The organism is Paenibacillus sp. MAH-35 (assembly GCF_058135425.1).
In genome coordinates, this window is sequence record NZ_JBYUPU010000039.1 from 57,638 (window position 1) to 69,604 (window position 11,967).

At 53.0% G+C, this 11,967-nt stretch carries 9 protein-coding genes; all 9 read right to left on the reverse strand.

Translation table 11 applies throughout. The features are described from left to right. Positions 1-42: 42 nt before the first annotated feature. The 9 genes from AC3Y2E_RS27895 to AC3Y2E_RS27935 all read right to left on the reverse strand — a co-directional run bounded on the left by AC3Y2E_RS27895 (position 43) and on the right by AC3Y2E_RS27935 (position 11,791). Positions 43-2,037, reverse strand: coding sequence for a right-handed parallel beta-helix repeat-containing protein (locus tag AC3Y2E_RS27895; protein ID WP_379216312.1), 1,995 nt, complete (start codon positions 2,035-2,037; stop codon positions 43-45). Between the two features lie 25 nt (positions 2,038-2,062). Beyond that, the gene (locus AC3Y2E_RS27900) at positions 2,063-3,466 is read right to left on the reverse strand and encodes an extracellular solute-binding protein (protein WP_379216315.1); all 1,404 of its coding nucleotides are present in this window, start codon (positions 3,464-3,466) and stop codon (positions 2,063-2,065) included. Positions 3,467-4,451: 985 nt separating this feature from the next. Further along, a complete protein-coding gene (locus tag AC3Y2E_RS27905) occupies positions 4,452-4,721 on the reverse strand; it encodes a CD3324 family protein (protein WP_379216317.1) in 270 nt (89 codons plus the stop codon). Further along, complete coding sequence (locus AC3Y2E_RS27910; RefSeq protein ID WP_379216319.1) at positions 4,708-5,643, reverse strand: hypothetical protein; 936 nt, start codon at positions 5,641-5,643, stop codon at positions 4,708-4,710. The genes AC3Y2E_RS27905 and AC3Y2E_RS27910 overlap by 14 nt, the downstream gene beginning before the upstream one ends. Positions 5,644-6,014: 371 nt before the next feature. Then, positions 6,015-6,890 (reverse strand): helix-turn-helix domain-containing protein, encoded by an 876-nt coding sequence (locus tag AC3Y2E_RS27915; RefSeq protein ID WP_379216321.1) that lies wholly within the window; start codon positions 6,888-6,890, stop codon positions 6,015-6,017. A 130-nt stretch (positions 6,891-7,020) separates the two neighbouring features. After that, entirely contained in the window at positions 7,021-8,343 is a 1,323-nt protein-coding gene (locus tag AC3Y2E_RS27920) for an ABC transporter substrate-binding protein (protein ID WP_379216323.1), read from the reverse strand. Positions 8,344-8,510: 167 nt separating this feature from the next. Further along, complete coding sequence (locus AC3Y2E_RS27925; protein WP_379216325.1) at positions 8,511-9,839, reverse strand: Gfo/Idh/MocA family protein; 1,329 nt, start codon at positions 9,837-9,839, stop codon at positions 8,511-8,513. 499 nt (positions 9,840-10,338) lie between these two features. Further along, a complete protein-coding gene (locus AC3Y2E_RS27930; protein ID WP_379216327.1) occupies positions 10,339-10,518 on the reverse strand; it encodes a hypothetical protein in 180 nt (59 codons plus the stop codon). 76 nt (positions 10,519-10,594) lie between these two features. Beyond that, on the reverse strand, positions 10,595-11,791 hold the full coding sequence (locus AC3Y2E_RS27935; RefSeq protein WP_379216329.1) for a DegT/DnrJ/EryC1/StrS family aminotransferase: 1,197 nt from the start codon (positions 11,789-11,791) through the stop codon (positions 10,595-10,597). Positions 11,792-11,967: the final 176 nt, after the last annotated feature.

Below are 11,967 nucleotides of genomic sequence, written 5' to 3' on the forward strand. Positions count from 1 at the left end.
CGTGTTTCTCTCCTGAAACGTTTCTTCCATGTTCGCGCCAGCTTACAAAACGCCATAGGGTTGAAACGCGGGTGCGGTCGCGCCGAACGTCCCCGCCGACACACAAATCCACCCGATATGACCAGCCGTCCCCGGATTTCTGCAAACCACCTTGTCGCCTTCCTTCCAGGCACCTGTCGTCGGCAAGCTGTTCGAATACCACGTTTTGAACCCCTGTTCGATCGTTGTGATCGGTGTTGTCCCATATACGATATCTGCCGTCGTATTGTTGTACGACTGATTGTGCGCAAGCTCGAGGTTGGTGGCGCTATCCACCAGTCGAATGCCGTACTGCTGAGTCCGGGCCGCTCCCGCCCGCGTATCGCAGATTAAGTTGTTGGCCACATTGACGCGGTCGCTGCCGACGGACACGAGGATGCCCTCGCGCAAATTGTCCACGCATTCGTTGGCATTGACGACAACCCGATGGCAATATGTCAAGCTGATCCCGTAATAAGCGGCATTCCGGATCGTATTGCCCTCAATGACGAGATCGTTCGATGCATAACATTCGATGCCCGAGCCACCCGAGTTTTGGATCTCGTTGTTCGTTATTCGCATTCGCCCCCCGTTTGAAGAGTTGTAGATGCCGGAACCGATCGTTTGCCCGTTCGATACGAACAAATTGCCGACGATCGTGCATTCTTTGGCATATCGCGACATATCGACGCCCCTGCCGTAATAGTTCTCAAACTGGTTGCCGATCGCGGTAATCCGAATGCCGTTAATCCGAATGGCATACTGGGTCCCCAGATTCGGCTCCAGCTTGAAATTGCGGACGATATTTCCTGAGAACGTCACATGCGAGGAAGGAACGGTTCCGCCGTTGTTCGGCTTCTCGTGCGTTTCGGCTTTGAACGCCGAAATCCCGGTCAGCTCGCCGACGTTGTCCGAGACGACGATGTTGTGACAGCCGCCGGAAACGTCCACACACATGCCCGAGCCGTATCCGTTCGCCAATACAGGCTTCATCCCCAAATCGTAAAACGTACATCCCGTTACGATACTATCGACCCATTCGTTCATACCGACCCCATGGTTGCCGGTCTGCTCGAAATGACAGTTTTCGATCCGAATCCGTCTCGTCTCCGGATGGGGATACGGGTGGGCGAAGCTTCCGTAGCTTTGCACCGCGCTATTAAACGACCCGCGAAACGTACATTCGGACAACGAAATATCATCCACATCCCCGTCCGCAGGAGGATTGAAGTAGAAAATATGGTGAGCGTTCAGGGAAACCTCCGGATCGGTTAACCAGTTGGCATCGGCGTTCCCGTCGAACTTCATATTGCGCACCGTGATCCGTTTGGCGGTCGTTAGCTTGAACATATGAAACCAGGTGACGGACCCGTCGTGGACCGCCTTGATCACCGTCCCGTTGCCCGCCCCATGAAGCATCGTGCCGGAATGATCGGCGGTCAGTAGAAAGGCTGCGCGAGTGATGGCGCTATCCGTCGAGACGATGAACGTTCCTTCCGGGAAAAAGACCGCACCTCCCTGCGCCGCATCGATGGCAAGACGGATGGCCGCCGTGTCATCCGTTACCCCGTCCCCTTTGGCGCCGAACCATTTGACGTTCAGGGAACCGTCATACATCCGCTTGAATCTCGCTCCGACGGAAGGCGATACGAGCACCGTTCCCGTATTGTCCGCCGTAGACGTATCCGCCGGGTCATACAGAAAGACCCCTTCTTGTCCCGCATCCCGGACGTAGTAGAGACGGGCCGCACTCGGATTCCCTACGGCACGAAGCTCCGCGATCGTCGTCGTCGCGCAGCAGTCCAGGAACGGCTTCTTGCCATACACATCTCCGGTAACTGCATATACGTCTCTGGAGAAACCTCCGCTGAACCGGTGATTCAGCCAAGCGCCCGCAGCAACGGTTAGCCCGCCGATCCCCGCTGTTCTCAATAAAGTTCTTCGGCTCAACGGAGACGCCAGAGCAGCCTTCCCTTCATGGTCCGAGCCATTCGATACCGTCGATTGTTCCTTTTCCAAAAGAACCATCACCTTTCAGGTCTCATTAGTTCGCGCGATCGGCGCGAATTTCGCTGAATATGCGGTCGCACAGCTGCTCAACATCGATCATGTCCGCCCAATATTCCTTCAAATGGCTCAGCAGCCTCAGGCGAAGAGATTCCGAAAAAAACAAATCGTGATGCGTCCGGAACGTAAACAGTATTTCCCGGAACATCGCATAGCGGTCCGGTCTCTTCTGCCGGCCCGCAACGGGCCGTTCCCACAGCCGCCGGCAGCTCGGAAGGCTGAGCGAATGCGCCTGGATGATTTCCTGGGCTCTCTGCGACGCCATATACTGCAAAAAAAGCATAGCCTCTTCCTTATGTTCGGAATACCGGTTAACGGCGGCGCCAATGGAAAAGAAAAGAGTCGCCGGATCGTATTGGAACGGAACTGGAGATACATCAAAGTCCAAGCCGGATTCGAGAAAATCGTTCAACTGCGGATAACTGGCGAGCAGCATGGATATTTTGCCTTCCCGAAACAACCGGTTAATTTCCTTGTCATCCTGCGACAAGTACAGCGGCGACATAGCGCGGTCATGCAAAATGTTTTTGCAGATGCTCATGTTGTGCGCGAGTTTTCGCCGCAGCGCTTCACTTTCCCACGGAGCTTCCCACTCGCTTCGGCTGCCGCTTTGCAGCAAAAAGATCGGCCAGCGGTTTTCCGATATGGCATGGAAGCCAAAGCCGTAACGGCCGGCGCCATTCGATAAAGCTGTCGCACTGCGGAACAACTGATCCCAAGTCCAGCTTCCGTCCGGCTCCGGAATGCCGGATTCCTCAAAATGCGCCTTGTTGTAACAAAGAACGACCGGACCAAACACAAGCGGCTGAGCACGAAGCGTTCCCCCGTCACGAAACGGCTCCAGCAGGAGCGGATGCGTCTCTTCCGGCTGCGGCAAAGGCGCAAACGTCTCGGCCAAGCCTTGCTTGACGAGCTCCTGGAATTGGTGGTTATTGACGCTGATCAGATCCATCTCGCTGTGTTCGCTGCTTAATACTTCCGGTACCGGTCTGTAGTACGGAACCGTTTCGATCTGAATGCGCGGATACAACTGGTGAAAATCGTCGATCAGCTTCTCCAGCTGCAAATCTCGCAATATGGTCCGGCTGCAGTTGAAACGTAACGTCGTATGCGGATGCAGCGGTTGAACCTGATTGCCGACCCGGGGAATTTTGCGGATGAAGCCCGCCTCTTCCAGCACTTCAAGCCCTTTGCGGATCGACTTGTTGCTAAATTGAAACCGTTTCGACAAGGCCATCTCTGAAGGCAGATACGACTGAGGCGCATAGGTTCCATCGATAATCTCTTGACGAAGCGTAGCGATCACGTTGTCCAGCTGATACTGGAACCGTTCCTTGGATGGTCGGTTTATAACTCCCCCTCCTTCCTGATGTACAAACAATGGTTATTTTGTACATCAATAGTTGTTAATTGTGTAAAATTGTGTTAATTACATCTTATAGGAGTTGTGAAACCGCTGTCAATCTTTAATTTTGTACATTAGACTCTCCGTAATCGTTCGTTTTGTACATCAGCACAAATAAACAAAATCGTGACAAGGACAAGCATGATAAGAAAACCGTCCGGAACGATCCGGACGGTCCTTTGATGTGCGATCCGCACTCTGGTATGTGGAAGAGAATGGGTACCTTGGCTCCAGCCGCTTATTGATGAGGTTTTGGGAACCCTTCAACTTCAGATGAGACCGTACCTCTCTTTCTTGCGGGCAAAACGAGTCGGCTTCGCTGAAACGAAACCTGCGTATGGGCTCTACCCTAACTAGAAAACACCGCTTCGTTTGGTAAAGTGAGAGCGTTCAGCTGCCACTACCACACAGAAGAGGTGTCTTCTCCGGAGCAATTGCGATCCTCTCAACAGGAACCTGTCCCGACTGAGCCGGGCAGAACGTCCGTTTCTTGCGAACCGATCACGTTGGGTTTCGCTGAGACATAATGCGTACAGGCTACCTAACCCTATAAGGGTCTCTCGCAGCTTCTATTTTCGGCATATTGGGCTGACATTGACAAATAGACGCGGGTTTGCACCCCCTATTTCCCCCACCTGAAGGGCTCTGCGCCCTTTTCGCTGATATTAGCAGTTTCAAACCGCTCTTATTCCGTGCCCCAGCCGGTTTTCGGTCCAAATAAAAGCTGCAAACCACTTCTATCCGCTTCCCTCCCAGTTTGAAGCAGGACAGAGAGCCGCGCGGCCACGATAAACAACGATAAGCGGCTTGCGACGCCAGCTGACTCGACTAGCGACTAGTAAGGAAGCCCTTTACGCGCCGTAGTACGGGGAAGAACTCATACATCCAGGCTTCTCAACAAAAGCTGCTTTGCATCGTCAGCCTCCTGAAGTATCACTCCTTCCCCTGTTACTCTCACCGTCTACTCCGTATGCAGCTCATACAAAATCCCTCGTATCCGTTCTTCGCTCAGATGATAGATTTCAGACAACTCCGTTACTCCGATCCCGTCCATGTATTTCTGGTAGATCTCTTTGTTCCGCCGTTCCATCTCGTCCCGCGCTCCGTTTGTTTCTCCCCAACCTTTCCGTTCGGTCTGCGGAATATACAGATGCTCGCCCCTGACATATTTCTGGATTTCCCGAATGAGACTTTCCGGCAGCACATCGCGCGCGTTTTTATACCGTTTCATGTCCGCTCCCGATCGCTTTGGTTAAGGCAAAAAAACTGCTGCGGATCTCGTCGAATCCTTCCCGAACCATTAGCGTAAACACATCCACATGTTTCAAAGACATTAAGGAGTTGACCTTGCGAATATCCAGCTGCTTCATCGAGTACAAGACGCCTTGCAGAAACTGCCTTTTCTCTTGCTTCGTCAATTCGAATGCTGGACGAAAGTGAAGGTTGAAAGCGGTCGCCGACAAAACGTCGCTGCTCGGGTCTACCTTTTTCACCTTATAATAGGCAATGGCGGTGATCTCCCGCTGATCGTTGCGCAGTGTCAGGATCACGTTACTGGTCTCGACCGTTTGAAACTGGTGCTGAAAAATGATCGCATTCGGAGCATTGCCGTCATCGGTCAAAATCCGATGCACCTCTTCCAAACTCAGTGTATCGACGCACATAGAAGCGGTGTCCAGTACTTCGGGCGGCTCCCATTCGTCCATGGAAAGGCGGGCAGAGATGCGCATATATTCATCCGCTGTGCGAAAGCCCAGACGTTCGAGCAGATAGAGCTCCCGGTTCTGCAGCTGTCCGAACTCCGTTTGGGCAAAATACGCCAGATACGTGCCTCCCCGCTCGAGGATATCGTCCGCACACTTTTCCAGCATCCCGTTCAGCACTTCGAGATGATCGACATCCGCCTCTTGGATTGTACACGTGATAACTCCATGCCGATCCCTCAGATCAAGCATCATCATTGCTACAATCTTCGACTCCACCTCGGTCACGTAACTTTTCCGCGGGAACGGCCACGTCTTGGGGAAGAACATAGTTCTCACTTGATCGGCATGAAGTGCCGCAGACCTTCCATTTGCCTTTAACCAGCTAGCCATCTGCTCGAAATCGTCGTCTTGCCGGACCTCTCGAATAATTAGCTTCGAATTCGACACGCTGCTCAACTCCTTGTACTTGGATATTGTCATTATGCCAGGTAATGGCACATACTGGAATCTTACAAACTCGTATAAAAAAACTCGAACAATCTCGGCAAACGATATGTCGTACCGATTGAACATAGCATGCCGCTGTCATCCGGCGGAAACTGGGTTGCGGTTGCCGATCTGCCTCATCGAAGGATTAGCTACTAGACGAAGTAACGCCTTGCAGCTGTCCCTCTTTCACAAACTTACATTTTCCGGCGTGGGCACGGCAAAAAACCTCCCGGCTCATCTGCCGAGAGGCACTTTTTGATGCTCGCACAACAGCGAAGGTCTTGGGCTTTTCCAGACCGAGGATACGGCCTGCCGCTCCCCCGCGTCGCCTACCCGCGCTGTCTCAACCGCGCTACGTACTGTTTGGGCGTACAGCCGTTATACTTCTGGAACAGCCGGTAAAAGTGGGTAATGTTCTCAAGCCCGACCATACGTGCCACTTCGATAATGCTGGCGGATTTCGTCGCGAGATGCCGCTCGGCCATATGAATCCGTTTGAAGTTGACGTATTCGATGAACGACGTCCCCACGACTTCCTTGAAATGCTTCGAAAAGTAACTGTAGCTCATGTTCAGCAGCTTGCACGCCTCTTTCATCTCGATTTTGTCCGTCAACTGCCGGTCGATATACTGGAACACAGGCTGGAGCGCGTGCAGGTCCGTCCGGTTGCGCACATCGGCCCGTTTACGGTCGTTCCGGTACAGGCTAAGCAAAATCTGCTTCAAATACAGACTAACCGCGATTTCAAAACCGTCTGCTTGTGACTGCATTTCCTTGAAAATATGCCGGATGTTCTGTCCAGCCAAACGTCTCACTTCGTCATTATCGCGAAAGATAACATTCAGCTCGCTAAGCGGACGATGATACTCGGAGAAATAATGGTAGTAGGGCGTAATCGCCGGTTCAAAATAGGGAAGCAGCTTTACATGCATCACGAGATAGACAGCTTCGTCGCAATCGGGTCGCTGGTTGGCATGCAGCTGGTTCGAGCCGATCAGCAGGACGTCCCCCTTATGCAGCCGATAGCTTTGATCGACCGTATGGAACACGACAGACCCTTTCTTGACGTAAATGAACTCCAGCTCTTTGTGATAATGCCATCTCAAGAGGCCAAGCTCCCAGTCGTTCCTCACCTCAATGATCTTGATCGCCAGCAAGTCACTCTGATAATGGATCGGTTCCACATGATCGTTCAGATGAATCATCCGTCTCCCCTTCCCGTGCATGTCCGCATACGCCGTATCAGCTTCGGAATGCGCCGTGCCAACTTCCCTATAATAGATGATTTATTTCTTCAATCTATCATAAAAGAACGGTTACGGGATACGGTTTGGTTCAGCCGCCCGTCGCTTTTTTCTCGGCAATCTTCAGCTTCGCCTGCTCGCTCGCATTGCGCAAAAACGTGTTCACATCCTCTTCTCCGTTGGTCAGCTTCGCTTGAATCGAGTTCACCAGGCGGGCGACCTCGAGATCGTACGGCCCCATATTTTGAATCGGCGGCGTATTCAGGAACAGCGCTTTGACGTTTTTGCCCTGCAGCGCAGGATTGCTGCTGCCGAACTCTTCTTTCAGCTTCGGATCTTTCAGCGCAGGCAGACGGCCGACCTTGCTCAGTGCAAGCTGGCTGTCGGTGCTCGTCACGACGTCCATCACGCGGAACACTTGATCCTTGTGCTTGCTTGCGGAAGTCATGATCAGCACGAGCGAATCCAGCGCCATCGACTGTCCCCGGGTCTCCGCGTAGTTCGGATAAGAGACCAGGTCCCAGTTAAGCGGCGTACCTTTGCTTGCCAGCTCTTTCACTTGACCGAACGTATACGTCGTTACACCGGCATACATCGCCACATCCCGTTCCACGAAAAAGTTGTTCAGCTTTGTCGTCCGGTTTTCAGGCAAGTCGTACAGCTGCTTGAACGTAGTCGCGGCTTTTTTCCAGCTGTCCTGGTCCAGCACCGGCGCTCCCGTCTTCGGATCGGTATACGATACGGCTAGCTGTGAAGCGAATTGGGTCAGCAATGACGGATAAATCGCTTTGTAGAACACGTCCCCGTCCTTGCGCGATACCCGCTTACCAAGCTCGATCACATCGTCCCAGGTCATTTTGTCGACGGGGTAGGCGACACCGAATTTGTCGAAAATATCTTTGTTGTAAAACAACGCCGAGCTGTTATACGAGAATGGCAGCGCTGCCAATTTGAATTTCGGCGCATACGACTGGAGACTGTCAATCGTCACGTTCTCGAACCGGCCCAGGTCCATCTTCTGCTCGCGAACGTAACTGTCCAGATCTTGCACGATGTTCAAGCTGAAGAAATCTTCCATGTACCCCTTCGGCGAATAGATCAAGTCCGGCGAAGCTCCGGTTGCGACCAGGTCCTCCAGCTTGGTTCCCGGCGCGTTTCTCACCAGGTTAAGCGTGATGTGCGGATATTTCTGGCCGACGGGTTTTACGAAATACGTTTGGAACTCTTCATCCGTCAAGTCTCCGCCATAATAGTAGATCGTTAGCGTAACCGGATCGTTGCTTATTTGTTTTGGCGCTTCCGGCGCAGTTGGGTCGCCCGTCGCCCCGCCGCCGCCCGTACCGGACGAACATGCAGATAAAGCAAGAGCAGGCAAGCACAAACCGAGCACCATCGTTTTTTTCCAAAGTTTCATGGTTGATCCCCCTTGTTTTGTTCAAAATGAATTTGCGATACAAGTAATTTTGCATCAAGACGCAAAGATGAAAGCGTTCTCAGCTTATGGAGTTTGGAGTCCCCCGAAAGGACCCGGCGTTAGCACTCAACGCATTCGTCACTTTGGGGGAAACGGCTACAGTTGGACTACAGTTGAACCTGCTGTCCGCCGACTCGGGACCGATCTGCCGCAAATCCGACAAAATGGCCGTACACCGAATCGTCGAGAGTGGTCGTAGACAGGGACGGCTCCTCTCCCCGGACGACGCGCAGGAAATCGGTTACAAGCCGCATATCGCCGCCGCCATGCATATTATCGGTCACATCGACGTTCACCTGCTCTTCCCGGTAACCGTGGGGCGCCGACAAGTCCGGATAACGGAGCGTGAAAAAGCCGTCTTCCAGCACGCCTTCAATCTCGCCGCGGGTGCCGACCAGATGCAGGCGACGGCACGGTTTGGCGGTATTGCCGTTCAAGCTGAACGTGCCCGTCCCTCCGTCAGCAAACTCCACAACAACCGCTTGATGATCGACGACATCGTTATCGCTTGCCCATACACATCTTCCGAACGGATTGTCCGTGCAAAGCGATTCCCGTTTTTGCTCCTCGGTAGGCCGCTCGCCCAGATGCTCAATCCCGTGCCATACATAGGCGCCCCATAGGTTGAGTTCCAAGTACATCTTTTTGGCGGAATATTCGCAGCTGTCGACGAGCGGACAGTCCACGAGACATCTCGTGCCCGCCCCGGCCGGCTTTTGCTCTTCGCGGAAAAACATCCGTCCCCCCATACTGGAGACGTGCTTCGGCCGGATGCCCGCTTTCATCCATACCATCAAATCCAGATCGTGACAGCATTTGGCCATCAGCATCGAGGAACCGCCGCTCTTCTGGCTGTTCCACTTGCCGCGCACGTACGCGCTGGCAATATGGTGGTAGCTTACATTTTCCGCAAACTGCATGTTGATGATTTCGCCGATCGCTCCTTCGAGAATCCGCTTGCGAATCTCCGCGTAAAACGGCGCGAATCTCAATTCGTGGCAAATCATTACCGTGCGCCCCAACCGGTTCGCAGCCGCCTGCAGTTCGCGTACCTCCTCCTCGGACACTCCGATCGGCTTCTCCAGAAGGACATCGTAGCCCGCTTCCAGTAGAGGCAGCGTCGTCGCCACGTGCAAATAATCCATCGTGCCGTTAAAAGCGACATCCGCAATGAGCGGTCCGGCTGTCATTTGTTCGATCGACGTGTAACAGCGCTCCGGCGGGAGACGGTAGGCGTCCATCGCCATCTTCCTCCGCACGTCGTCCGGTTCCACGACCCCTACGATCTCCAGCTCGTCGGCATGCGAGACGGAATACGACGCATACAGCATACTGCGGTGTCCGGCACCGATGATAACAGCACGTATCGGTTTTTGTTTTAGTTGTGTACTGATCTTCTCCTCCCCCAGTTCGATATGCTCCTCCAATTGCCTCATAAGTATCGTCCCCTCCTGAGAAGAGGATACCTCGGATGACCTCCTTTCGGATATGACGGTTTTTAACACGTTCTTATCCTTTTTTACGGTGGAGGTTATCGGGCTGCGTAACAGCCGAATCGTCCGGCAGGCAGCAACCGGCTTCCAATCCGCCTGTTTGATGCTTCTAGCGGAAGTTTTACTTCCGTTATCTGTTGTTCGCGGCAGAAAATCAGCAAATAGCGGAACAATGAGTTCCGTTATTTTCAGTTCCATCGTCTATTTCACCGTGCAAATTGGAAATAACGGAAACCAAACTTCCGCTAATGCGTGAAAATTGCGCATCTTGCGAGAATAACGGAAGTCATTCTTCCGCTTGTACAAAGGATAACCGGCACGTGTATGCGCTTCATGCACAGCACCAGGAGCTAACCGGCGATTCCGGCGATAGGTGCGTCATACGAAAAAAAGAACCGCATCCAAATGCGGCCCTGCAAACAATTCCAGCGCTTTAAGCCATCTATCTCTCCATCTGTGACTCGTACGCGGCCCAGCCCATTTTCTCCGCTGCCGCTCTCGTCCCGTCCGGGTCCCTTCCCGCGATCGCCCGCATGACGGGCACCGCTTCCGTATCGAAATAAAACGGCAAATCGCGGTAGACGTGACTATGCGCCTTGCCCATGAATTTATAGCCGATCATCCCGATGCGTACCGGCCTTTATCCCGAAAATATCCCCGTTCGCGCCCAGGCAACAAGACCCGGCGCCTGCCTCCATCTATATAGTCGCCGCCACTTTGCGTACGGCCTCGATCAGATCGTCGGCATCTTCGTCCGTCATCGATTGATGAAGCGATACGGATATCGCCCTGCTTAGCCAATCCAGCGTACGCGGGCACATATCTGGAGCATATTCCACATGGCCTTTATAATGCTCATTCGTCCATGGATTGTCTTTGACCGATATCGCTACCTTATTCATCACATAAGTCCAGTTTTTATAGATGTGCCGGTCTGCGAAGCCGTTATTGTCGATCGTACCGTTCGGGATTCCTTCCTGCTGCAATTCACTTGAGAATCGCTGCGCTTGCGCCACTGTCGGCAAGTAAAACACGAGACTGTACGAGACGTCCCCTGCCGGGTCCGGGATACGTTGCAGCTGGATGTTCGGAATATCGCGAATTCCTTCCACGATCCGGCCTTTCAGCCTCTGCAGCCGATCTACTAGCGAATCGATTCGCTGTGATTGAGCCATAGCCAGAGCGGCATTCAGCTCGCTCATCCGGTAATTCTCGCCGGGGAACGGATCAAAGTCGACGCTGCTTTCTGTCCCCCAGCGCGCGTAGCGGTCTTTGCCCCAAAACGTAAACGCCGAATCATGGTAAATACTCGCCCGGGCATAAATCGAATCATCGCTCGTCAGCAGCATCCCGCCTTCGCCCGCCGTAACCAGCTTGTATTGCTGAAAGCTGAGGCAGCCGGCATGGCCTAGCGAACCGAGAGCCCTTCCTTTATACGATCCGCCGTTCGCTTGAGCCACATCCTCGATCACGGTCAGACCAGCTTTGTCCGCAATCGCCAAGATCTCGTCCATCTGGCAAGGAACGCCTCGCATATGAACCGGAATGACGGCTTTTGTATGTGGCGTAATGGCAGCCTCAAAAGCTTGCGGGTCCATCGTCAAACTGTCGTCCACCTCAACGATGATCGGAACGGCTCGAGCGATCAGTACAGCTGTTGCCGTGGCGATATACGTATAAGAAGGAATAATGACTTCGTCCCCCGGACCGACTCCGGCCCCGATCAATGCGGAGATGAGGGCGGATGTGCCGGCATTCACAGCCAAACCGTGCTTCACTTTTGTCCGTTCCTTATACATTTGCTCGAGTGCGTAAGCTTCCGACTGATCCTGTCTGCCGCCGTAACGGAACAAGCGTTTCTTCTGCAGGACTCGCAGCACGTATTCCTTCTCCAAGTCCCCGATCTCTTCTGAACTTATCAGCCCGAATGACCAAGGCTTTGTCCGCACGGGTTTGCGGTCATTACATTTGCTCGCTTCCAACGGGATCACTCCTAGAAGATTTAATTTAATTTATATTATGAATTATATAACATGATACTATTTTAGTAAATACATATTTTAAATTATAT

Coding starts and splice junctions, on each gene's coding strand:
- AC3Y2E_RS27905 (WP_379216317.1), bottom strand. CDS start 4,721: ATGAAACGGTATAAAAACGCGCGCGATGTGCTGCCGGAAAGTCTCATT.
- AC3Y2E_RS27915 (WP_379216321.1), bottom strand. CDS start 6,890: ATGATTCATCTGAACGATCATGTGGAACCGATCCATTATCAGAGTGAC.
- AC3Y2E_RS27920 (WP_379216323.1), bottom strand. CDS start 8,343: ATGAAACTTTGGAAAAAAACGATGGTGCTCGGTTTGTGCTTGCCTGCT.
- AC3Y2E_RS27925 (WP_379216325.1), bottom strand. CDS start 9,839: ATGAGGCAATTGGAGGAGCATATCGAACTGGGGGAGGAGAAGATCAGT.
- AC3Y2E_RS27930 (WP_379216327.1), bottom strand. CDS start 10,518: ATGATCGGCTATAAATTCATGGGCAAGGCGCATAGTCACGTCTACCGC.